The 23982-nt window shown below is 37.8% G+C and carries 25 protein-coding genes; 19 read left to right on the top strand and 6 right to left on the bottom strand.

Going from position 1 to position 23982, the window contains the following annotated elements:
- The first annotated feature begins 107 nt into the window (after nucleotides 1-107).
- The 6 genes from PYW34_RS10175 to PYW34_RS10150 all read left to right on the top strand — a co-directional run bounded on the left by PYW34_RS10175 (nucleotide 108) and on the right by PYW34_RS10150 (nucleotide 7483).
- Nucleotides 108-977, top strand: coding sequence for a VOC family protein (locus tag PYW34_RS10175; protein WP_002287264.1), 870 nt, complete (start codon nucleotides 108-110; stop codon nucleotides 975-977).
- Nucleotides 978-1185: 208 nt separating this feature from the next.
- Nucleotides 1186-2211, top strand: coding sequence for a serine hydrolase domain-containing protein (locus tag PYW34_RS10170; RefSeq protein ID WP_002287263.1), 1026 nt, complete (start codon nucleotides 1186-1188; stop codon nucleotides 2209-2211).
- Nucleotides 2212-2249: 38 nt separating this feature from the next.
- Nucleotides 2250-3200, top strand: a complete 951-nt coding sequence (gene manA / locus PYW34_RS10165; protein WP_002294110.1) for a mannose-6-phosphate isomerase, class I — start codon at nucleotides 2250-2252, stop codon at nucleotides 3198-3200.
- A 93-nt stretch (nucleotides 3201-3293) separates the two neighbouring features.
- Complete coding sequence (locus PYW34_RS10160) at nucleotides 3294-4997, top strand: PTS transporter subunit EIIC (protein WP_002287257.1); 1704 nt, start codon at nucleotides 3294-3296, stop codon at nucleotides 4995-4997.
- Between the two features lies 1 nt (nucleotide 4998).
- Nucleotides 4999-7032 carry a BglG family transcription antiterminator gene (locus PYW34_RS10155; RefSeq protein WP_002287256.1) on the top strand — a complete coding sequence of 678 codons (2034 nt, stop codon included), beginning with the start codon at nucleotides 4999-5001 and terminating at the stop codon, nucleotides 7030-7032.
- Nucleotides 7033-7042: 10 nt separating this feature from the next.
- Complete coding sequence (locus tag PYW34_RS10150) at nucleotides 7043-7483, top strand: PTS sugar transporter subunit IIA (RefSeq protein WP_002287254.1); 441 nt, start codon at nucleotides 7043-7045, stop codon at nucleotides 7481-7483.
- A 199-nt stretch (nucleotides 7484-7682) separates the two neighbouring features.
- On the opposite strand, the gene PYW34_RS10145 is transcribed toward PYW34_RS10150, so the two are convergent.
- Complete coding sequence (locus PYW34_RS10145; protein ID WP_002294108.1) at nucleotides 7683-8810, bottom strand: ABC transporter permease; 1128 nt, start codon at nucleotides 8808-8810, stop codon at nucleotides 7683-7685.
- 2 nt (nucleotides 8811-8812) lie between these two features.
- Nucleotides 8813-9490 carry an ABC transporter ATP-binding protein gene (locus tag PYW34_RS10140; protein WP_002287251.1) on the bottom strand — a complete coding sequence of 226 codons (678 nt, stop codon included), beginning with the start codon at nucleotides 9488-9490 and terminating at the stop codon, nucleotides 8813-8815.
- Between the two features lie 263 nt (nucleotides 9491-9753).
- On the opposite strand from PYW34_RS10140, the gene PYW34_RS10135 reads away from it, so the two are divergent.
- From PYW34_RS10135 to PYW34_RS10125, 3 genes are read left to right on the top strand one after another with little or no spacing between them, the layout of a single operon-like run.
- The gene (locus PYW34_RS10135; protein ID WP_002287250.1) at nucleotides 9754-11520 is read left to right on the top strand and encodes a PTS mannitol-specific transporter subunit IIBC; all 1767 of its coding nucleotides are present in this window, start codon (nucleotides 9754-9756) and stop codon (nucleotides 11518-11520) included.
- Between the two features lie 14 nt (nucleotides 11521-11534).
- Complete coding sequence (locus tag PYW34_RS10130; RefSeq protein WP_002287247.1) at nucleotides 11535-11972, top strand: PTS sugar transporter subunit IIA; 438 nt, start codon at nucleotides 11535-11537, stop codon at nucleotides 11970-11972.
- Nucleotides 11973-11984: 12 nt separating this feature from the next.
- On the top strand, nucleotides 11985-13136 hold the full coding sequence (locus tag PYW34_RS10125) for a mannitol-1-phosphate 5-dehydrogenase (protein WP_002287246.1): 1152 nt from the start codon (nucleotides 11985-11987) through the stop codon (nucleotides 13134-13136).
- A gap of 61 nt (nucleotides 13137-13197) precedes the next feature.
- On the opposite strand, the gene PYW34_RS10120 is transcribed toward PYW34_RS10125, so the two are convergent.
- From PYW34_RS10120 to PYW34_RS10110, 3 genes are all read right to left on the bottom strand, one after another.
- Complete coding sequence (locus PYW34_RS10120) at nucleotides 13198-13896, bottom strand: type 1 glutamine amidotransferase (protein ID WP_002287245.1); 699 nt, start codon at nucleotides 13894-13896, stop codon at nucleotides 13198-13200.
- Nucleotides 13889-15241 (bottom strand): Mur ligase family protein, encoded by a 1353-nt coding sequence (locus PYW34_RS10115; RefSeq protein WP_002287244.1) that lies wholly within the window; start codon nucleotides 15239-15241, stop codon nucleotides 13889-13891. Before PYW34_RS10115 ends, PYW34_RS10120 begins: the two co-directional genes overlap by 8 nt.
- Before the next feature lie 222 nt (nucleotides 15242-15463).
- The gene (locus PYW34_RS10110; RefSeq protein WP_002287243.1) at nucleotides 15464-16864 is read right to left on the bottom strand and encodes a TrkH family potassium uptake protein; all 1401 of its coding nucleotides are present in this window, start codon (nucleotides 16862-16864) and stop codon (nucleotides 15464-15466) included.
- A 160-nt stretch (nucleotides 16865-17024) separates the two neighbouring features.
- On the opposite strand from PYW34_RS10110, the gene PYW34_RS10105 reads away from it, so the two are divergent.
- The 4 genes from PYW34_RS10105 to lepB all read left to right on the top strand — a co-directional run bounded on the left by PYW34_RS10105 (nucleotide 17025) and on the right by lepB (nucleotide 19929).
- Nucleotides 17025-17762, top strand: a complete 738-nt coding sequence (locus PYW34_RS10105) for an epoxyqueuosine reductase QueH (protein WP_002287242.1) — start codon at nucleotides 17025-17027, stop codon at nucleotides 17760-17762.
- Nucleotides 17763-17886: 124 nt separating this feature from the next.
- Nucleotides 17887-18366, top strand: a complete 480-nt coding sequence (locus PYW34_RS10100) for a hypothetical protein (RefSeq protein WP_002294107.1) — start codon at nucleotides 17887-17889, stop codon at nucleotides 18364-18366.
- Entirely contained in the window at nucleotides 18363-19130 is a 768-nt protein-coding gene (locus PYW34_RS10095) for a DUF6681 family protein (protein WP_002302142.1), read from the top strand. Before PYW34_RS10100 ends, PYW34_RS10095 begins: the two co-directional genes overlap by 4 nt.
- A gap of 229 nt (nucleotides 19131-19359) precedes the next feature.
- Nucleotides 19360-19929 (top strand): signal peptidase I, encoded by a 570-nt coding sequence (gene lepB / locus PYW34_RS10090; RefSeq protein ID WP_002294105.1) that lies wholly within the window; start codon nucleotides 19360-19362, stop codon nucleotides 19927-19929.
- A 103-nt stretch (nucleotides 19930-20032) separates the two neighbouring features.
- On the opposite strand, the gene PYW34_RS10085 is transcribed toward lepB, so the two are convergent.
- The gene (locus PYW34_RS10085; protein ID WP_002289673.1) at nucleotides 20033-20635 is read right to left on the bottom strand and encodes a class I SAM-dependent methyltransferase; all 603 of its coding nucleotides are present in this window, start codon (nucleotides 20633-20635) and stop codon (nucleotides 20033-20035) included.
- A gap of 105 nt (nucleotides 20636-20740) precedes the next feature.
- Between PYW34_RS10085 and PYW34_RS10080 the strand changes: the two genes are divergently transcribed.
- From PYW34_RS10080 to PYW34_RS10055, 6 genes are all read left to right on the top strand, one after another.
- Nucleotides 20741-20971, top strand: coding sequence for a hypothetical protein (locus PYW34_RS10080; RefSeq protein ID WP_002294104.1), 231 nt, complete (start codon nucleotides 20741-20743; stop codon nucleotides 20969-20971).
- A complete protein-coding gene (locus tag PYW34_RS10075) occupies nucleotides 20962-21210 on the top strand; it encodes a GNAT family N-acetyltransferase (RefSeq protein ID WP_002289674.1) in 249 nt (82 codons plus the stop codon). The genes PYW34_RS10080 and PYW34_RS10075 overlap by 10 nt, the downstream gene beginning before the upstream one ends.
- 105 nt (nucleotides 21211-21315) lie before the next feature.
- The gene (locus tag PYW34_RS10070) at nucleotides 21316-21900 is read left to right on the top strand and encodes a thymidine kinase (protein ID WP_002289675.1); all 585 of its coding nucleotides are present in this window, start codon (nucleotides 21316-21318) and stop codon (nucleotides 21898-21900) included.
- A gap of 2 nt (nucleotides 21901-21902) precedes the next feature.
- Entirely contained in the window at nucleotides 21903-22976 is a 1074-nt protein-coding gene (gene prfA / locus PYW34_RS10065; protein ID WP_002289676.1) for a peptide chain release factor 1, read from the top strand.
- A complete protein-coding gene (gene prmC, locus PYW34_RS10060; protein WP_002294103.1) occupies nucleotides 22969-23808 on the top strand; it encodes a peptide chain release factor N(5)-glutamine methyltransferase in 840 nt (279 codons plus the stop codon). The genes prfA and prmC overlap by 8 nt, the downstream gene beginning before the upstream one ends.
- A complete protein-coding gene (locus PYW34_RS10055) occupies nucleotides 23801-23980 on the top strand; it encodes a hypothetical protein (protein WP_002300130.1) in 180 nt (59 codons plus the stop codon). Before prmC ends, PYW34_RS10055 begins: the two co-directional genes overlap by 8 nt.
- Nucleotides 23981-23982 lie beyond the last annotated feature (2 nt).

Below are 23982 nucleotides of genomic sequence, written 5' to 3'. Positions count from 1 at the left end.
CAAAATGCGAATTTTCTCACATTTTTTTTAACAAAATCAAAGTTATTGCTTGAAAGAAGAAGAATCCATCGTTAAAATAAAGCTTGACGTAGAGGGGAGCAAGAAATATGAAAGATTTTCAATTGGGGGCTGCCACCTATTTAAAAAGTGTAGCCATTCGGGTGAAAGACCGAGATAAAATGATTGATTTTTACAAGAACGTTGTTGGCTTTGATTTGAAAAGAGAAGAAAACGAATTAGCCATTTTAGGAACAGAAGAAGCTGGAAGTGAAATGTTGCTGCTGGAAGAAAGTCCTAGAGCGAATGATCACATGGGGGTGATCAAAAAGCTGAACCGTTTTTCATTGATTATCCCTAGCACAGAAGAAATGGCAGATATCCTTTGTCGTATCCGTAAAATGAATTATCCAATCAAAGAAGCTTTAGAAGATCATGGACGTATGGGGATTTTGCTCGTAGACCCAGAAGAGAATGAATTGGAAATTTACCATGAAGAGAATAAGAACGACCAAAGAGAAATTCCAGAAACAATGGATCAAGAAGCATTATTAAGAAAATCTGAAGAAAAATTCAGTAAACTATCAACAGGTTCTTATTTTGAAAAAATCCATTTAAATGTTACTAACTTAACAAAAGAACGCCAATTTCTTAATCATGTACTTGGTTTGAAGGTACATAATGAAGAAGAGGGCATCCATGTATTGAATGAAGGAGATTTCCATGTTGGTTTGACAGAAGCTAGCGGAGGCGCAATTGATTTGCCTACAGATGAAGTGATTGGACTTGATTTTCTGAAATTCATGATCGATACTGAAAGCATGGAAGGACTGATTGCTCACTTGCAGCAACTATCAGTTGATTTCTTCTTAGACAAAAAGCACACAGTACTCACAATCTATGATGCTATAGGAATCGAATGGTGGTTCGTCAGTGAGCCAAAAGAAAAGAATAAAACTGACATTCGATGCGACGCTTAACTTTTTCTTTCTTAACGATTGTCGCATGTCTCGTCATTTTATGAACGGTCATACTATCGCTTATTCTAGAGATAGAAAGAGAAAATAGTATACCGGGGGAAACTGCGCGGTTTTTCGCGCAGTTTTTTTGTGTAAAAAAGGTTGATTCCTCATAGATTAAGCTTTAAGCTTGGACTGTAAGAATCTGATAGAAAAGCAGGAGAAAAAGATGTATCCACACACGAAACAGCTTATTTTGAAAAAGATGGAAGAAGGATTTTATCCAGGTGTAGCAGTCGCCTTCATAAAAGAAAATCAAGTAGAAACATTTACAGCCGGCTTTGCCCAAGTCGTTCCTGAAAAGCAGCTGATGACAGAAGATCTGTTGTTTGATGCAGCCTCACTGACGAAAGTCGTTGCAACCACTTCATTAGTTTTACGTCTATTAGAAGATGGAAAGATAGAACTCGATCAACCGCTTCATAAATATCTTCCTGAATTTGAAAATCAGACAATCACTTTGCGTCATTTACTGACACATACTTCTGATATCAAAACATGGATACCAAACAGAGATAAGCTATCTCAGGAAGAATTGATCGCCGCTTATTTGAAGCTAGAACCAGGTGAGCAACTAGGAAAAGAAGTAAAATATACAGATGCCGGTACGATTCTTCTTGGGTTGATGCTAGAGGAAATTTACCAAGAAACTGCAGTGGAAATCTTTCAAGAACAAGTATTGGAACCATTAGGAATGATGAACAGCTTATTTCTTCCTTTTCCTTCCAAAAAAATCGTTCCCACAGAACAACTGCCTTCGGGTGAGGTTTTGCGTGGACAAACTCATGATCCGAAAGCAAGAGTTTTGGCTGAACATGCAGGTAACGCGGGTCTCTTTATTGATTTGAAAGACAGCATTACTTTTGTCCAAATGTATTTGAACAAGGGAAAAATCCGTAATGGTCGTTTTTTAGAAGAAGAGACGATTGATTCTTTACTGCAAGATCAAACACCGAAAAAAAATGGCTATCGTTCTTTAGGATGGGACTTAAAAAAGGATGTAGAAGACGGTCATGCGATTCTTTTTCATACTGGTTATACAGGTACGTTTTTCTTGATTGATATAAAAACACAAGAAGCGTTGATATTTTTGTCAAATCGCGTACATCCTGTCGATCATCGTGCGGAGTATCTCATATGTCGAGATGAAATTGTTGAAAACTTTTTGAAAGAGAAAGCGGTATTACCGAAATAATGCTATAATAGCTATGAAAAATGAGAGGAGTTTGAATTATGCAGGAACCTATGTTTTTAAAACCAGTTTTTCAAGAAAAAATTTGGGGAGGAAGTCGTTTACGTTCAGTCTTTGGTTTTGATATCCCTAACGATAAAATCGGAGAAGATTGGGCGATCAGTGCGCATCCTCATGGTGTCAGTGTAGTAGAAAATGGCGAATTCAAAGGGAAAAGATTAGATGAACTATGGTCAGAACACAAGGAATTGTTTGGCCATCCTTCAGAACCAGTGTTTCCATTATTGATCAAGATCTTAGACGCAGAAGATGATCTATCTGTACAAGTACATCCAGATGATGCCTATGGGATGAAACATGAAGGTGAATTAGGAAAAACTGAATGCTGGTATATCATCGATGCTGAACCTGGTGCAGAAATCATCTATGGTCATCATGCAAAGACAAGAGAAGAACTAGCTGAGATGATCAAAGATGGGCGCTGGGATGACCTTTTGAAGAAAGTACCAGTTAAAAAAGGTGATTTCTTTTATGTACCAAGCGGAACGATCCATGCTATTGGTAAAGGAATCATGATTTTAGAAACACAGCAAAGTTCTGACACGACTTACCGCGTGTATGACTACGACAGAAAAGATGCGCAAGGACAAACAAGAGAGCTGCATATCCAACAATCGATCGATGTAACAACTGTCCCTGCGAAAACACCAGAATTACAAATCAAAGAAGTCCGAAAAGGGAATTCATCGATCGTCACTTATTTAGAAACTGAGTTTTTCAATGTATATGAGTGGGATATTAAAGGAATCACATCTTTCAAAAAACAAGCCCCTTATACATTGATGACGGTAATCGAAGGAGCAGGAGACCTTGTCGTTGACGGAAAAACATATCCATTAGAAAAAGGAACAAGCTGTATTATTCCAAATGGCGTTTCTGAGTGGGCGGTCCAAGGTGAACTAGCAATCATTGCGACTGAACCAGGCAAATAGTTCCCAGATAGCTGAAAGCAGCAGACGGTTTTTCGTTTGCTGCTTTTTCTACATAAAATCCGTCCATCAATAAATAGAAGTATGGTGAAAAAGATGGAATACAAATGGAAAGCAAACAACAGCAGTCGCGTGTCTATGAAACAACTGAGAAAAGCTGGACATCACTTAAATGAAATGATCATGCCAAATCTAAGTCTGTTTATCGCTTGGGGAATCTTGTCATTAGCAACAAAAGGTGTGTCTGGCGATTTGCACACCACATTAGAAGAGGTATGCCATTGGATGATCCAGCTGCTTTTACCCATCTTGATCAGTTATTCAGGCGGGAAATCGGTAGGGGGACAAAAAGGGGCAGTCGCCGGTGCAATTGCTTCTTTAGGGTTGATCGCTCGTTCCAATGCTCCACAAATCGTAGGAGCGATGATTATCGGGCCGCTTGCCGGCATCGTATATGAACAATTTGTTTCTAGATTCCATGTGAAATTCAAGGCTGGATATGAAATGCTTGTCAGCAACCTACTAGTAGGACTGACTGGTAGCGTTATTTGTATAATTGGAATCGTTTTTATTGAACCAGTTTTAAATAGTGTTCACTTGTTGCTCGCCTCCGTTGTGTCTTGGCTAGTCACAATGAATCTGTTACCACTTGTCAGTCTGATCTTAGAACCTCTAAAAGTACTATTTTTCAATAATGCAATCAATCATGGTGTATTGACACCTTTAGGAATCGAATTCTCACAAACAGTCGGGTACTCTTCCTTATTTTTGATGGAGGCAAATCCTGGACCTGGTTTAGGGATCTTACTTTCTATCCTTTGTTTTGCAGAAAAACAGGAAAAAGTAAATGCGAGTGGAGCATTGATGATCCATGCGATTGGCGGGATTCACGAAATCTATTTTCCATTTGTCTTGCTGCGACCGTATCTATTTTTAGCTGTAATGGCTGGTGGGGCAAGCGGCACGTTGATATTTCAATGGTTAGATACGGGATTAGCTGCACCTGTATCGCCTGGGTCACTACTCGTGATTTTTGCCAATGCGCCTTATCCACAACTAGCTGGGGTAAGTATAGGGATAGCAATCAGTACATTTGTGACCTTCATTTGTGCAGCGATACTATTGAAATTACCAAATAAAGAAAAAGAGAACAAAACGGTCAAAGAAAGGGGAGAAATCTTGGAACCATCTATCATTCATTCCGTCATTTTTGCTTGCGACTCAGGTATGGGATCAAGTGCTATGGGAGCCGCCCTGCTGAAAAAGAAATTAGCAGCAGAAAAAATCGATCTTTCTGTCGGATACAGCTCTATCTATGAATTGAATAACCAAGTAAATCAGCTGGTTATCGTGCAACATGAACTAGCGGGTCTTGCAAGAGAAAAAGTACCTCAAAGTCAAATCTATGTACTGGATCACTTTTTGGAAACAGATATCTTGCTGTCACGAATAAAAGAAGCGATCCAATTTCCAAAGCGGGAAGAAAAAAAAGAGATAGCAGATATCACAGAACAAAAAACGTCGCCTGCTAATATTGTATTTTTGTATAAAAACAACAGACGCGGCTCACAAACTATGGGCATGACGATTTTAAGTCAATTAGCAAAAAAAGCGAAAAAACAGTTTGTTATCTCAAAAGAATCAATAGAAAAAATCAAAATCCAAGAAGAAACGATTTATATCGCACAAAGAGAACTAGCTGTAACTGAACAGCTAGAAGAAAAGATCCCTCGGCTAGTTCTAGTTGAACATTGGGTAGCTACGAATGAATACGAAAAACTCGTGAAGGGAGAAATATAAGATGTATTTATCGCCCAGAGAAAAACAATTATTAGCAGAATTTCTCAGTAGCCCGTCACCTGTATCTATCCAAAAAATGATGAATTTATTGAAGGTCAGTAAACGGACTATTTACCGCGAATTAGATAATCTTGAAGTCTCATTGAAATCGGTAAATGCTTCTTTGAAAAAAGCAGCTAGAGGCTCATTTGTCATTGAGGCATCAGAAGAAGTATTAGAGCAATTAAAAGAAAATACAGATGGGAAAAGTAATGACTTATCCACTGCTAAACGACAACACGCGATTTTAGCCGAGTTGTTACTGACGACAGAGCCGTTGAGTCTTGCTCATTTCATGGAATCATATCGCATCAGTAATACCACTTTTTATGCAGATATCAAACAGTTGGAAGAAAGTATTCGCCAACTGCCTTTGGAAATCATTCGGAACCAGGGATACGAGATCGAAGGACCGGAAAAATACCGCCGGCTTCTGACAGCAAATGTATTAGAATTAGAAATCAATGAATATGAACTTTTTCATAGTATTTCTTTCGATGCATCACTGAATTATTTTTTTCGATTCGTTGATCCGCAACATCTATCTCTTGCACGCAAAGTAATCGGGGAAGAATTGATCCAAAAAAAGACCAATCTAAGTGATAGAAAGCTTGAACATTTGGTTTTGATGCTGACATTGACGATGGAGCGTGTGACTAAAAATCATTTACTGACAAATGAGACATATAATAGTCTGGCAAACAAAGAATTACTACAGACAGCTAAACGATTGTTTTCACGGATCGCTTCTGAGACAAAACAACTTTATCCAGTAAATGAGATCGTCTTTTTTGCAGGATTATTAAATGACTTCACGAACTCATTTGATCAGAATTTCTTTGAAGAGACGTTCGATACACAGCTTGCTTATTTAGTAAAACAACTGATTCAAGAAGTAAGTGAAGAGACGAATGTCCATTTTTATGAAGATGAAACTTTGTACAAAATGCTGTTGACTCATTTATCTGGTGTGTTTTCAAGAGCCGTTTTACAAGAAGAGACACTGACCAATCCGATTTTAGAAAAAATCATGGTTCAATACGAGGAAGTTGCGAATGCAATCCGTAAAGCAGTAGAGCGGATTTTTCAAGAAAAAAAATTATCCGAAGAAGAGATCGCTTATATGGTCCTTCATTTTGCGAATTCATTGGAACGAAGTCCGAAAGAAAGCAATATCAGTATTGCAGGATTTTCGCCAAGTGGATTAGCTTCTACTAGCATGTTGGAACTACGATTGAAAAGGTATTTTCCCTTCATCCAACAAATTCATTTCTATCGGATTGCTGATTTAAAAAAAATCGATTTACAAGAAGAATATGATGTTGTTATTTCTACATCTATTTTACCAGGATACGGTGGAAAATATATTTTAGTCTCCCCGCTACTGCTAGAAGATGAAGTCAAGCAGCTAAAAGAAGCTTTTTCGCATATTGAGAAGAAAAAAAGGCAAAAAATTACGTATAACAGCAATAACGAGTGGATGATAGAAGATACTTATGAGGAAACAATGCATTTCATGGATCAAATCAATCAATTACTCGGTCGTTTTTTTATCCAAGAACTGGATAATCCTGAGACGATTTCCGAAACGATTCGCAGCTTATTTCCTTATTTTCCTGAAGGACTAGTAACGGATGAAGAGGTGGTTCATCGCCGGCTGCTTAAGCGATATGAACAAGCACCTATCGGTATTCCTCATACAAATATGGGGTTATTCCATACATCCAGCTCATTGATTTCTAAACCGATCTTTTGTATTTTCAATTTGAAACATCCGTTGACCATTGAAGGGATGGATAGACAGCCAGTCGATTTGTCCCGTATGTTAGTTATGCTGGCGCCTTCGCCAATCCAAGAAAAAGACGGGATTCTTTTAGGAAAGATCAGTGGAGCAATCATCATGAATGACTTGAACACCGAGATCTTCCGCTCAGGAAATAAAGAAATCGTTTATCAGTTGTTAGCGAAAATCCTGATTGAAGAAATAAAGAAATGAAGGTGAAAAGATGATACAGCTACCAGCAGAAAAAATATTGCTCGATCAATCCTATCAAAATTGGAAAGAAGCGTTGACCGAGATCGGCCAGTGGATGACCCAACAAGGGGGAATCAAACCGGCATATATCCAATCAATGATCGAAAGACAAGAAAAAGCGAGTGTCTATATCGGGAATTTCGTAGCCTTGCCACATGGGACTGACAAAGATGAAGAAGTAGTAGAAGAAGGAATCTATTTAGTCCAAGTGCCTGATGGTGTGGACTTTGGAACAAAAGAGGAACCAAAAATCGCGACACTCTTATTTGTAGTGGCTTTAAAAAAAGAACATCAGTTAGCGGTGCTCCAAGATTTAGCCTTTTTCTGTTCAGACATCGACCAAGTAATGGCGCTCAGTGATGCGGAAACCATTGAAGAAGTCCAAATGATTTTTGAACATGGACATATATAACCAATGTTCACAGTAAAAAAAGCTGCCTTGCATCAAGTAATAACTTCAACCAAGATAAAAATAAGAGGAGCTATTTTTGTTGGGAGGTTCTTATTACTGCGGATGCAAGCTTTTGAAAACTATTTATTCTAGAAAACCGTTTATTTGAAATAGGGGACGGTGACAAGGTTTTTGTCACCGCCCCTATTATTTTTGTGTTTTAATAGCTCTTTTTTATATAGATAGTGCCCATACCTATGAATAATAAAACGATACTCCATATACCAAGTGTCAAGATACCATTCATGAAAGTAACCTGTTCTGAAGCTAGTGGCGAGAAAATATCTCCTCCTATGATCACATTTTGAAAATCAACATAAGAAGTTGGCAAGTAATGACTGATTGATTCTATCCATCCAATCGAAGAAAACAAGCGATACTCTGCTAAGAAAAGACAAAGAAGTGTACCTAAAAGATTGACTAGAGAATGTTCAAATAAAGCAGATAGAAGAAAACTGATTGTACTTAAAAAGAGCACCCACAACAACAGGAACAGAAAGCTCTGGAAAAGATACTCATACATCGGAAGGATTCGTATCTCCTGACCAATGATCGTTCCTACAGGATAACGGAAGTCTCCCAAACCATTTTTGATTATTACTAGTATAGAGACGATCAAAAATGGCATCACGAGACTTAGCATAGCTGCACCATAATAAATGGTAAAACGGATGCTATGTTTCTTTACCATACTATCCGGTAATAGATTGACTAGAGAGATTACCTGCTTTCTTTTTTCATAAGAGATGATGGAAGAAAGAAACAAGGCGGTTATACATAAAATCAAAAAACTAGAAATCATTCCTGAAAAAATATTTTCGTAGTAATTTGCTAAAGGGAGATGCGCTGGCAAGTCAAAAATAGAATATCTTTGGATCTGATGTTCTTTCATATAACGGAGCAACTCGACACGTTTTTGTTGTTCAATGATTGGAATTCCTTGTCTTTGACCAGAAATCAGTCGATCCAGTATATCTTTTTCATAATGATAAGTTGCTTCGACCATTTGCTGGACATTCCCTGTGTTTTTTGCATGTAAGATTGCTTCGATCAGTTTGTTGCTTTTCTCTAAACTTTCCACAAATTCTTTCTCATTCTCATCTTCTTTCAACGTTTCAATCAAACGTTGCATCTCTTCATAGTTATGATTCAGTTCATCGAATTCTGTATAAGCAAGTTTATGATCAAAAAAAAGTGGGAATGCAAAGAGCACGACCAACAATAGAGGAAATAAAAAGTTTACTTTGTTTTTTAGTAAGAGATTGCGTTCAAATGTAAGTAAAGACATAGTTACACCTCATATAATTTACGATAAATAGCTAAAATCTCTTCCATATTTGAGGATTCTGTGACGATTTCTCCATTTTTTAGAAAACATGCTTTAGAACAAATCGATTGGATATTCGCGATAGCGTGGGAAGAAAGAAGAATCGTCTTCCCCTCTTTCTGCCATTGTCTGATGAGGCTATTCAAGATATCAATACTTCCTGGGTCTAATCCGTTCAACGGTTCATCGAATAACATGACAGATGAATCACTGATCAAGTAAGCAGCAAGCAAGACATGTTGTTTCATTCCTAGAGACATTTTTCCAATCGGCAAAGTAAGGTACTCAGTCATCTTCAATCGTTGGAAAACAGTTTGGCATTCTACTTTGCTCTGCCAATAGTATTTGATCAAAGTCAAATAATCAACAGCCGATAGATAGTCGGATAACTGATTCGTTGATTCTAGAAAAAAGAAAGACCGGCGATAATCTGTATAAGCAGTAGGAGAGATGTTGTGAAGGGACAATTGATCATAAGTTGTTGGCAGCAGTTGGGCAATGCCATTCAGCAAAGTTGTTTTGCCAAATCCGTTCGGGGCAATCAAAGCAGCTACTTCTCCTGATTCTACTAAAAGATTCAATTGTCGAATCACACGTTTTTTACCACGTTTCATGTTCATGTTTTTGATCAGTAATGTCATAGATAGGCCTCCAATATAAAATTTAATAACATAATAGAATGAAAAACATCTAAATTAAATGCTAACAAAAGTTATTGTTTGCATATTATAAAAAAATTAAAATAACAGTTTTATTTAAAATTGAAGTTTTCTGATACCGAAATCTTTTTATTTTGCTGACATACTCAAACCTTTGGCACAAAGTTTCGTGCCAAAGTACGACTATTTCTCTTTTTAGTAAGCGGATACAATTAGAGTATCAAAAGGAGAGAGGGAGAGACAAAATGGAACGGACGATTCCCAAAAACAACATTTCGCTAAAAGCGAGGGTACAAAAATTAGGCAGTACTTTATCAAGCATGGTCATGCCAAATATTGGAGCACTGATTGCCTGGGGTGTATTAACGGCTCTATTTATCCCAGATGGTTATTTACCAAATGAGGCTTTCGCTACCATGGTAAGCCCAATGCTAACTTATCTGATTCCTTTATTGATCGGTTATACTGGCGGAAAAGTAATTGCTGGTGACCGCGGATCAGTTGTTGGGGCAATTGCAACGATGGGTGTGATTGTCGGAACAGATATTCCAATGATGCTAGGCGCGATGATCATGGGACCTCTTGGTGGATATGCCATCAAGAAATTTGATCAGCTATTCCAAAAACGGATCAAATCCGGTTTTGAAATGCTAGTCAATAATTTTTCAGCAGGTCTTATCGGTTTTGGATTAGCGTTATTAGGTTTTTCTGCGATTGGTCCAGTTGTCGATGCATTGACTCAAGCAATGGCAAAAGGTGTAGAGATCATTTTATCTGCCCATTTGATTCCATTGACAAGTATTTTTATTGAACCAGCAAAAATCTTATTTTTGAATAATGCAATCAATCATGGGATTTTGACACCATTGGGAACTGAACAAGTAGCAGAGGCTGGAAAATCTATTCTATTCTTGCTTGAAGCAAATCCTGGTCCAGGACTTGGCGTATTACTTGCTTTTACTTTGTTTGGCAAAGGAGCAGCAAAATCTTCAGCACCAGGAGCCATGATCATTCACTTTTTAGGCGGGATCCATGAAATCTATTTTCCTTACGTTATGATGAAACCGTTATTATTCTTATCAGTTATAGGCGGAGGAATGTCAGGAAGTTTCATTTTCCAATTGATGGATGCTGGACTAAGAGCGCCAGCTTCTCCAGGGTCGATCATTGCGATTCTAGCGATGACACCGTTCAATTCTTACCTTCCTGTTATTTTGGGCGTGATTGTTGCCGCAGCTGTTTCGTTTGGTATTTCTGCAGTAATTTTGAAAGCGGATGCGAAAGATACAAATGAAGACTTCGAAAAATCTGTTCAAGAGACAAAGGCAGCTAAGCAAGCTTCCAAAGGTGCCCAAGGTATTCCTCAAGGAGCTACATTCTCTGGCGTACAAAAAATCATTTTTGCTTGTGATGCAGGAATGGGATCAAGTGCGATGGGCGCTTCGATCTTGAGAAAAAAAGTACAGGAAGCAGACTTGCCTCAAACGGTGACCAATCAAGCAATCAGCCAACTGACAGATGACTCGAATACATTGATCGTTACTCAGGTCGAACTACAAGAAAGAGCAAAACAAAAAGCACCGAGCGCGCGTTTTGTCTCAGTAGAAAACTTTTTGAATTCACCTCGATATGATGAAATCATTCAAGAATTAAGCAGCAAGCAGAAAACATCAGTTTCTGAAATTGAGAATGAGCCAGCAGAAGAGTTTCTTTCAGCAAACATCAAACAAATCAAAGAGATTCTACTTGTCCACGATGATCGTTCCGGATCAGCAACAATGGGGATGACCGTGCTCAAAGATATATTAGACAAGAACCATTTAACTATCCCGTTAAGAAAAGTCAATATCCAAGATTTAAAAGATGAACCTGATTCACTGATCGTAGCCAAAGAAAGTTTAGCGGAAAAAGTACAGATGGCTGCACCTCAATCCATTCATTTATCAGTCAACAGCATGGTCAATCCGCAAAAATACGAATCGATTGCACAATATTTGAAACAGACAGCTTAAGGGAGGAAAACAGCATGCAAAGTTTGCCATTCGACATGATCGAGCTCAATCGATCTTTTAAAACCAAAGAAGAAGCGATCCGCTATTGCGGTCAGATGCTTGTAGAAGCAGGGTGCGTTGATGAGGAATATATCGATGCCATGGTAGATAGAGACAAAATGTTATCTGTTTATATGGGGAATTTTATCGCGATTCCTCATGGAACAGATGAAGCAAAAAAATATGTGAAAAAATCCGGCATCTGTGTCGTTCAAGTACCAGATGGTGTAGATTTTGGTACCGAAGAAGAAGAAAAGATTGCGACTGTTTTGTTCGGTATTGCAGGAGTCGGAGATGAGCATTTGCAACTTGTACAGCAAATCGCACTTTATTGCAGTGATATGGACAATGTTGTCCAGCTAGCAGACGCGCTCAGCAAAGAAGAAGTAACGGAAAATCTAGCAATTGCTTAAGGAGAGAGAAAAATGAGAGCAGTACATTTTGGTGCAGGAAATATCGGTCGAGGATTTATTGGAGAGGTTTTGGCAGCTAATGGATTTGAGATTACTTTCGTAGATGTGAATCACACGATCATTGATGCTTTAAATGAAAGAAAAGAATACGAAATCGAATTAGCAGATGAATCAAAAGAAAAAATCACTGTAAAAAATGTCAAAGGAATCAACAATCAAACAAATCCAGAAAAAGTAATCCAAGAAATCGCTGAAGCAGATTTAGTTACTACCGCCATTGGCCCGAATATCTTACCTTTTATTGCTGAGTTGATTGCAAAAGGTATCCAAGAAAGAGAAAAGGAAGGAAGCACAACATCTTTAGATATCATTGCCTGTGAAAATATGATTGGCGGTTCAGCATTTCTAGAAAAAGAAGTGTATAAATATCTTCCGGAAACATCATTTACTGACAAATATATCGGCTTTCCAAATGCAGCAGTCGATCGAATCGTCCCATTACAACACCATGAAGATCCTTTATTCGTCCAAGTGGAACCTTTCAAAGAATGGGTCATTGACGATAGCCAAAGAAAAAATAAAAAAATCCAATTAAAAGGGGTTTTATATGTAGATGATCTAGAACCATATATCGAACGCAAACTATTTAGTGTCAATACTGGTCATGCGACTGTCGCTTATACAGGTGCCTTGTTAGGTTACCAGACCATTGATGAAGCAATGCAAGATGCGTTAGTTGTGGCACAATTAAAATCAGTTTTGCAGGAAACAGGAAGTTTGCTGATTGCCAAATGGGGGTTTGATGCAGAGCAGCATCATGCGTATATTGAAAAAATCATTCATCGCTTCCAAAACAAAAATATCTCTGATGCGATCACACGTGTCGCTCGGACACCATTACGTAAGTTAGGTTATCAAGAAAGATTTACACGTCCAGTGAGAGAACTACAAGAACATAACTTGACTTGCCCACATTTGACGGCAACAATGGGGATTATTTTTAATTACTATGATCCTGAAGATGAACAAAGCCGTCAATTGCATGAAATGAAGATCCATGAAAACTTGGAACAATTGATTCAAGAAGTCACAGGAATCAATGATCCGAAAACAATCGGGAATATCAAGCAAAACGTGAACCGTTATGCCAAGCAAGTCGCTTAAAATAGGATACGAAAAAGGGGAATGTGACGAAATTTTTGTCACATTCCCCTTTTTCGAATAACTAGGCTGTTTGTCCTTCAAGATAGGGCAGATCCAATTCTTTACCGTAACGTTGTTCTAAAGCTAGGCGGATCAAACGAGCTGCCAGGTTCTCATTTCTTGCAAGGATAGGTCCATGGAAATAAGAACCGAAGACATTTCGGTAAATGACACCTTCAGATTGGTCTTCACCATTATTTCCTTGACCTTGTACCACTTTCCCCAAAGGTCGTTCACCTTCACCTAAGAAAGTCCGACCATTGTGGTTTTCAAATCCATAATAAGTTTCATTGAATTCTTCGTTATGGATAACGATATCACCGATAAACCGGTTATTTTCCTGACTTAACGTGTAGTGATCCAGTGCACTGATTCCTTGGATCTTTTCTCCATTAGCTCCCATGTAGTAGTGACCTAGCAATTGGTAGCCACCACAAATGGCTAACATGACGCCATCATTTTCGATATAGTTGATCAAAGAATCTTTCTTTTTCTGGATGTCTTTTGAAATGATTAATTGCTCAAAGTCTTGACCACCGCCAAAGAAAACCAAGTCATATTTATCAGCATCAAAAGGTTCATGTATACTAACGATCTCCGTATGGCAAGAAACCCCCATTTTTTCTGCTATATATTTCAACATCAAAAGGTTTCCGTTATCACCATATGTGTTCATCAAATTTCCATAAAGGTGGGCGATATTGAGTTCATAATTAGCCACGGTTCATTCCTCCTTTGATAAATCCTTGAGCAGCTAGTTCTTTACGAAGCTGCAATACAGCAGTGTAAGTAGCTAAAATATAGACATGCTCAGTTGGCAATTCTTTGATTTTTTCGATTACTTCTGGTAATTCTTTTGTTTCTGTCAATTTATTTTCTGGAATCCCGGCAACTTTTAGACGTAAAGTCATATCTGTATGACGGTCTCCTCCAGAAATAACAGCTGGGATATCCATATCGGCAAAGTTTTCAAAATTACCATCCCAAATCCAGCTGACATCGATTCCGTCTGCGTAATTGGCATTTAATAAAGCCACTAAAGAAAATGGATAAGGAGCTAGACCAATCATATCGATTACTTGATTGATACCTACAGGATTTTTGACAAGTACTAATGTACATTTTTTCCCATTGATATTGATGACTTCTTGTCGGCCGAATACTTTCTCGTCATATCCTAAACCTTGTTTGATTTTATCAGGATCGACATTGAAGTACTCTGCCACTGCAGTAGCTGCTAAAGCATTGTAGACATTATACATACCGCCAACTTCGATTCCGTATTCATGACCATCGATCACGAAATCTGCTGACACATTGTCCATCCGTACCATATCAGTTAATCGATAATCCAATTCAGGACGTTTGAAGTCACAATTTGGACAGTAATATTTCCCTAAGTTTGCATAAGTGATCATTTTATAATGCAAGATGTGATGACAATTTGGACATAAGACACCGTCTGTATTGTAATGAGCCATTTGTTCACGATCTTCTTCATGGTCAAAGCCATAATATTTTCTAGGATTGACTGTTTCGATAGAATTGAAGATTGGTGAATCACCGTTACTGATAATCGTTGCATTTGGTGACTTTGCGGCACCGTCTACAATCATTTTATAGGTCGTATAGATTTCTCCATACCGATCCATTTGATCACGGAAAATATTTGTAAATAAGAACAGTTCTGGTTTCATATATTCTGTGACTTTGCTCAAACTTGCTTCATCTATTTCTAGGACAGCAAACTTTTTCTGTCCTTTTTTTGGTTTTGCCTGCAAGAAAGTCGATACAATTCCCTGTACCATATTCGCACCAGTAGGGTTGGTTAGAACTTCATCGAATTGCTGGCGCAAAATATTGACTGTTAAAGCGGTAGTCAATGTTTTACCGTTTGTTCCGGTGACAACGACGACTTGGTAGTCTTTTGCCAAACTATCTAGTATATGTGGATCGACTTTCAGCGCTAGTTTACCTGGTAAACTTGATCCGCCTTTAAAAAAAGTTTTTAATGCCCATTGCGACGTTTTTCCAACTGCAATCGCAAAATGACTGCGTATTCCCATTATGTAACCTCCAAAAACGATTTGCTGACGAATAAATTCAACTAATCATACCATATGTTGAAAAAAAGGTTAAATTGCTTTTCTTATTCTTAAGAAAAGGTTACGGCTGAAAGTGCATGAAATCGGACAAAATCGCATGATTTAACAAAAAAACAGCTTGAAACAAAATGATTGTTTCAAGCTGCTGTGATTTTATTATTCCCTCTTACCTATATTCCCATTTTAACCGATAATAATTTTCTCGCTTGGATATTCATAGCCTAGATCTCGTGTTTCTTTTGGCACGAATAACATCAATGTATATAGCATTCCGATCCGCCCAATAAACATCAGTGTAGCAATCGTGATTTTGCCCACAACAGACAAGTCTCCGGTAATCCCTAAAGATAAACCAGTTGTTCCAAACGCAGAAGTTACTTCGATGATGATCGAGATCAGCGTTTGTTCTTCTGTAGCAGATAAAAAAACGATACAAAAGAAACACATACCAAGAGAAAGCATAAAGACAACGACTGATTTTCGCACATCATCTTGATCGATTCTCCGTCCAAAAATATTGATGTTATCTTCACTTTTGAGGAAGGAATATAGATACAAACCGATGATTGCTACAGTAGTTGTTCGAATCCCGCCGCCTACAGAACTAGGACTGCATCCGATAAACATCAGTAAAGAAAAAATGATCAGTGTTGTGATTTGAAAATCACCCAAATCGTGAATCTGCAGACCAGCATTACGAGTCGTAATCGAATAAAACATCGAATTGATCCATTTGACACTCATATTGGAATCTTGGAATAAATGGTCCTTTTCCAATAGATAAATCAAGACAGTTCCCGAAACAAACAAGATAACAAAAGCTAACACAGCTAATTTGGTAAACAAGGAAAAACGAAACGGAAGCTTCGCATTGGAACGTTTGTATAATAGCCATTCCCGGCACTCCATCAATACAGGAAAACCAATTCCTCCGACAAAAATCAAAAACATGATCAGGATCAAGAAAAAATAGTCATGTGCAAAGGGCTTGATGGAATCCCCAGTGACGTCAAACCCAGAGTTCGTGACAGCCGATATCGCCTGATAAAAACCGTAAAAAACGGCATCACGCCAACGATCAAAATAGCCTCTGTAATAAAAATAAATAGAAAAGAATGTCCCAAAAAGTAATTGAAACCAGATTAAAATAGCAAAAGTGATCCGAATCAGTCGGACGATACCAGACAAACGCGGTTGATTCATATCCGTCATGATCAGCTGTCGCTGTTTCAGTGTGATCCGTCGTTTAGAAAAAATGACAAAAGCAGTAGAAATCATCATGATCCCCAAACCACCAACTTGAAATAATATTTCCAGCAGTATAATACCGTTATCATTGAACACAGAATTGATATCAAAAGTCGATAGTCCAGTCACACTCACTGTACTGATTGCCATGAACAGCATGTCCACAAAAGAAACATGGCTATCTGGTTCGCGAAAAATCGGCATATAAAATAGAACGAGTGATAAGACCGTCATCAATATATAATAAAAAACGATGATTTGGATCGATGAGAAATGATTGGCAGCAAACTTCTGTCCTCGCCGCTGCAGCCTTCGAAAGAATAAATCAACATGCACAGTACTATCCTCCTGACAATAGTCGTTTCTACCAGTATACAAGGGGAATTAGGAATACTCAAAGAAATTATCAAACAGATAACAATACAGCTTTCGATTAAAATAGAAATGGCTTATAATAAGGCAAATCCTAGAAAAAAGAAGGAGGAGGAATAACAAATTGATTAATGCTCAACAAATCGTAGAAAAAATGAAAAATCAAAAAATAAATTATGATACAGTTCTGAAAAAAATGATCATGCAATGGGAGAAAGAAGAAGTAAAGCCTAAGATATTAATACATACATGCTGTGCTCCTTGCAGTACGCACACATTGGAATTCATGTCTCAATATGCAGAGATCACGTTATTTTTTTCAAATTCGAATATTCATCCTAAAAGTGAGTATTTGCGAAGATTACATGAACAAAAACGATTTGTAGACCAATTTAATGAGAAAACTGACCATCATGTTGCGCTAATCGTTGATGAATACCGTCCAAATGAATTCACCAAAATGGTTTTAACAAACCATCTTGAAAACGAAAAAGAAGGTGGTGCTCGCTGCAGTGCATGCTTCAATATGCGATTAGATCTTGTTGCGCAAAAAGCGCAAGAACTAGGATACGATTACTTTGGAAGTGCCCTGACCATCTCGCCAAAGAAAAATGCAGCTTTGATCAATCAGATCGGAATGGATATCCAAAAGATTTACGGGACACAATACTTGCCAAGTGATTTCAAGAAAAACAAAGGCTATGAACGCTCTTTGCAAATGTGCAAAGAGTATGATATTTATCGCCAATGTTATTGTGGTTGCGTGTTCGCTGCCAAGCAGCAAGGATGCGATCTGAAAGAAATCAATCGGGAAGCAAAAGCTTACTTAAAAACATCAACCGTAGTTTTTGAGGAAAATTAAAGAAATCTTTCGGAAAAACGTAAGAAAAAAATAAAGAATTTATGGTAGAAATAAGGTAGACTGTATAATTTGTCCGTAGTAAAGTAAGGAAACAAGAATAAATTTCAATGAAGGAAGAGATAAGATGCGAAAAGTAGCACCTATTTTGAAGCCAATCGCTGTATTAACAATCTCGACGATTGTCGCGACTACTACAGGTATTGTGAATAGTTCCAGCTACCGTGCACCAAGTTCAAGTTCTAGTACTGTAGAAGAAACAACACCAACTACTTCAGTCTCGACATCTGAACCAACAACAACGGAAAGTTTGAATGAAACCACTACGACAAGTACATGGGACGATACAACAACTAGTTCGTCGTATGATGAGACATATACAACTGACAGCTCAAGCGAAACAAGTAATACGGTACCAGATGGCACTCCATCGGATTCAACCAATCCAAGTACAAGTCCGGATACAAGTGCTAGCTCCGAAACGATACCAAGCAGTACGACTGTAGATGATAACACGCAAAATGATGATGCAGCACGTACAGCACAGCAAAACCAAGATTCAGGAAATACCCAAACGTATAACCAGCAAGCAGGTGATTCTCAATGACATTTTTACTAGACCTTATCAACGGGGTGCATAAATTCCTTGGCTATTTAGACATCAGTCCTAAATATCTTAACCGTGGATATACGATTTTAAGTGTGATTCCCACGCTTTATTTATTGAGAATTGTTTATGGACTTTGGCAAAACCAAAACTATCTTCAATTTTTCTTATATGGACTTGCATTTCTAGTGCTTGTTTATTTTACTGTTTTAAATGTATTTTATTACTTTTTAGATAAAAACACGAAAGCCGATGTCACTCAGCTTTTTGTGAAGTATTTACCTGATGAAGCGTTCAACATCCAGACAGAAGAATCGATAGATAATGGAAATTCGATCGATAAAGTGAATACACAAGAGGTCATGGTTTCTTATGACGAAGATTATCAATTGAAATTAGCCGAGAATATGCGGTATTTGATTGGAAATGGTGAGATCAAAACAAATGAACTCGGTCGCATGGATGGATTTCTGGTCGATAGAAATACATTGTATCCTTATTACTATGTCAAGAAAACAGGAGAGAAAGAGTATGTTCTAAATATTGGACGAAGCTACTCGGACATGGAAAAAGTAGGGACCATTCGACTTGACTCAACAGAAGACACATTGGAACCTGTCGGATTGTTCATCGTCGGCGGTGATTTTGTCAAAGACGGGTTACGCTATCATGAGCCTTATCGTCTGAAATTGATTGCAAAAAAGGCACAGTCGCAGGAAGAACCAGTGGTTTATAGTCGTAGCCAAAGAAGAAGACATTCATAATGTGATGAAACGCCGTGTATCAGTGGTTGCGATAAAAACGTTTATTCGGAATAAGGGGGATGTGACACGTCTTTTGTCACGTTCCTTTTTTATATAACGAGAAAGATAAGACGAACACATCACTTATTCTTTCCTTTCATTTATAAACATTGTAGAATAAAGAAAGTACAACGAAGTATTGTGAAAAAACGTAATAAATAACGAGGAAAATACAAGTAGGAGGTAAGCTGTGAAAGAATTTTTGAAAAATTGGGGGATTTTGATCCTTGTATTAGCGGCTATTTTATTAGCTAGAGTGTACGTGTTTACACCAGTTACTGTAAACGGGCATTCGATGGACCCTACATTAAGTGATGGACAACGATTGATTTCATCTAAGATCTCAAACTATGAACGAATGGATATTATTACTACAAAGGAACCGGGGGATGAAGAACGGATGATTGTTAAACGGATCATCGGTATGCCTGGAGATACAGTCAAGATGGAAAATGACCAGTTGACCATTAATGGCAAAAAGTATGATGAACCTTATCTGGATGAGTTCAAAAAAGAATTTTCAGAAGATAAGTTACAAGGAGAATATGCTTATAGCTCAGGATTCCAAGCACAAGCAGAAAGTTCATCCACCTTTACGAGTGACTTTGAATATACTGTGCCAAAAGGAAAGTATCTTGTTCTAGGCGATAACCGCTTGATTTCAAAAGACAGCCGAATGTTTGGGTTAGTCGACAAAGATATGATCCAAGGAAAAGTTGTTTTCCGTTATTGGCCTCTTTCAGAAATTAAAATCATGTGATGAAAAAATAAAAAGAAGCTGTGACATGTTTTTTGTCACAGCTTCTTTTTCCGAAAATTCCTTCTTATTTCTTGGAGTTGCTCACTTTTTTTGCAATCTCATTTTAAGCTTTTTGGCTGATGGATAAGAAAAGCGAAGCGTTTTTGTTCATAAATAGCTTTTCCCCACGATGGAAGGTATGACTAGTAGCAGAGACAAAGCCCGTTTTTTCCAATCGATTATTCAATTCTTCTTGGCTAAAGCCATTATGGACTTTCGGATGACTAATTTGTTCATTCTTGTCAAAGTCTACGATGATCAATTGACCGCCAGGAGCTAAAATTTCATAAAGTTTTGTAAGAATATTCTCCGTATCAGGAATGTGTAAAAGTACAAGTGATAGAAGGATGAGATTAGCTTGGACAGCAGGAAATTCGACAGAAGCATCAGCGTGGATCGTTCGGACATTTTTCAGATCTGCTGCTTGGATCTTTTCTTCTGCCATTTTCAGCATAGTTTCTGAAGCATCGGCAATGATCAGTTCTTTGAATCTTTCCGCAAGCGGTAAACTAACAAGCCCAGTTCCGCCTCCGTAATCCAGCAGGACTTTTTGGTGGCTGTCGCGCGGTAGATAAGTAGTTAGTTCTTCGCGAATAATCTTGGCTAATGCTTGACGGTCAGGGGAATCATAATGGTTAGCGATGGAATCAAAAATATTTTTTGTCATCAAATAGCTCCTTACGTAAAACTTTGAAATTTTAACTTATTATAGCACGTGAAAAGAAAGAAAGCATGCTATACTCAATTCAAAAAGGGAGAATCTAGAAAGAATATGCCGATATCGTTTGTAAAAGATAGAGAGGAAAAAGGAAAGTGTGTCCGAGAAATATTACTAGACTTGCCTGAGTGGTTTGGGCTTCCTGAATCAACGGAAAAATATATCGAGGAATCAAGTAAACTACCTTTATGGTGTGAAAAAAGAAAAGAAGAATATTTAGGCTTTATCACTCTTTCACAGACAAGTGAAGATACTGCCGAAATCTATTCTATTGTATGGGAATAAAAAAAGACTATCATCACCAAGGATTAGGAACAAAACTTTTTAAAGAAGCAGAAGGTTACGCAGCAAAACATTACAAATATTTGCAAGTGAAGACTGTAGACGAGGGGCACTACTCTATATATGATCAAACTATTTGTTTCTACGAATCATTAGGATTTTCAAGGTTGGAAGTTTTTCCAAATTTATGGGATGAATGGAACCCATGTTTAGTTCTTGTCAAAAAATTGGAACAAAAGTGAGCAATAGATTTAATACTAATCTGTGCTTGATGAAAATTCTCACTGTAAAAAATGCTGAAAATCAAGTATAATACCATAGGAACAAACTGGAAGGTGAAAAAGAGCATGGCACAACTATTTTTTAAGTATGGCGCAATGAATAGCGGCAAGACGATCGAGATCCTAAAAGTCGCACATAATTATGAAGAACAAAATAAGCCAGTTGTCTTAATGACAAGCGGTATTGATACAAGAGATGGTTTAGGCGTTGTTTCAAGCCGAATCGGACTGAAACGTAATGCGATGCCGATATTTGAAGAAACAGACGTATTTGACGTAATTCAGAAAATGGAAAGCAAACCCTATTGTGTGCTGATCGATGAAGCGCAATTCTTAAAAAAGAAACATGTCATTGCTTTTACGAGAATTGTGGACGAATTGGATATTCCGGTTATGGCATTTGGTTTGAAAAATGATTTTCGAAACGAGTTATTTGAAGGATCAAAATATTTATTGCTTTATGCAGACAAAATCGAAGAAATGAAAACAATCTGTTGGTTCTGCCACAAAAAAGCAATCATGAATTTACATTATATTGATGGAAACCCTGTTTATGAAGGCGATCAAGTGCAAATTGGCGGAAATGAAGCTTATTACCCCGTTTGTCGAAAACATTACTTTCACCCATCAATGATTACAGAAGGAGAATAAGCATGTACGATCAATTACAAGCAATTGAAGACCGTTATGAAGAGCTTGGAGAACTTTTAAGTGACCCAGAAGTGATTTCTGATACAAAGCGTTTTATGCAGCTTTCAAAAGAAGAAGCAAACACGCGCGAAACAGTCGAAGTTTATCGTCGTTATAAAGAAGTAGTACAAGGAATCACCGATACAGAAGAACTGCTTGGTGAAAAACTGGATGATGAAATGGCTGAACTAGCAAAAGAAGAATTATCTGAATTAAAAAAAGAAAAAGAAGTCTTAGAAGAAAAAATCAAGATCTTGCTTTTACCAAAAGATCCAAATGACGATAAAAATATCATCATGGAAATCCGTGGAGCAGCAGGCGGAGACGAAGCAGCATTATTCGCTGGCGATCTTTTCAATATGTACCAAAAGTATGCTGAAGCACAAGGCTGGAAAACAGAAGTGATGGAAGCTAACGTTACCGGAATCGGTGGATATAAAGAAGTGATCATGATGATCACCGGAGACAACGTATATTCGAAATTAAAATATGAAAGTGGTGCGCACCGCGTCCAGCGTGTTCCTTCAACTGAATCGCAAGGGCGTATCCATACTTCCACCGCAACAGTTGTCGTGATGCCAGAAGCTGAAGAAGTAGAGATCGATATTGAAGACAAAGATATCCGTACAGATATCTATCATGCTTCAGGTGCTGGCGGACAGCACGTCAATAAAACAGCATCTGCTGTACGTTTGACTCACTTACCAACAGGGATCGTTGTTGCTATGCAAGATGAACGTTCTCAAATCAAGAACCGTGAAAAAGCAATGAAAATCTTGCGTGCTCGTGTGTACGATAAGATCCAGCAAGAAGCACAAAGCGAGTATGATGCCAATCGAAAATCAGCAGTCGGAACTGGGGATCGTTCAGAACGGATCCGGACGTATAATTTCCCGCAAAATCGTGTGACTGATCATCGTATCGGATTAACTATCCAAAAATTAGATCAGATTTTAGCAGGGAAATTAGATGAGATCGTTGATGCATTGATCATGTATGATCAAACATCAAAACTGGAAGCTATGCAAAATGGGTAAAATGACCTATCGAGAAGTCCTGTCACGGGCTTCTTCTTTTTTAGAGGATCATGGGAAAGAAGCATATAGTATCCAATTTTTATTTTTGGAACGAAAACAATGGAAAAAACTTGATTGGCTCCTTCATATGAACGAAGAGATTTCAGAAGAAGAACAGCGGTTGATCGAAACCGATCTGCGACTTCTGCTTGCAGATCATCCACCTCAGTATTTGCTAGGATATGCAGATTTTTATGATCATCGGTTAAAGGTAACTGAAGCAACACTGATCCCTCGACCAGAAACAGAGGAGTTAGTCGAATGGTGTTTAGACGAGACGCCTGGTGTACCGTTAGAAGTGATAGATATTGGGACAGGGACTGGAGCAATTGCTATTAGTTTGAAAGCAGCAAGAAAAAATTGGCATGTATCTGCTGTGGATCTTTCAGAAGAAGCATTAGAAGTAGCGAAAGAAAATGCTCAGAAAGAAGGAACGAAAATCAGTTTTTATCATGGAGATACATTAGGACCAGTAATGGATCAGCAATTTGATGTGATTATTTCTAATCCGCCGTACATCAGTCGGAATGAATGGGAACTGATGGATGAAAGTGTCCGGTCATTCGAACCTAAAATGGCCCTTTTTGCTGAGAACGATGGATTAGCTATTTATGAAAAAATAGCAGTTGAAGCACCAAGCGTACTAAAATCAAATGGAAAGATTTTTTTAGAAATCGGATTTCGCCAAGGTGAAGCAGTAAAAAAAATATTTCAGCAAGCATTTCCAGATAAAAAAGTGGCGATAAAAAAGGATCTTTTTGGCAATGAACGAATGATCCAAGTTTATGGTTGAAGTTGTGGATGAAAAATTTTTTATTTGTTTTTTTATTATAAAAAAACACTTATTTGACAAGGATGTAAACGACTTTTTGGTTTATCAACAAGTTTATCCACTATTGACAAATAGATTATCCACAAACAGTGGAAAACTTGAGGATAAACTCAGACAAAATAAGAATGTATGAAA

Origin of the sequence: Enterococcus faecium, from assembly GCF_029023785.1 — a bacterium.
In the GTDB taxonomy this organism is placed as follows: domain Bacteria; phylum Bacillota; class Bacilli; order Lactobacillales; family Enterococcaceae; genus Enterococcus_B; species Enterococcus_B faecium.
Note: the sequence above shows the minus strand (reverse complement) of the source record. Positions and strands in the feature narration are given on the sequence as shown.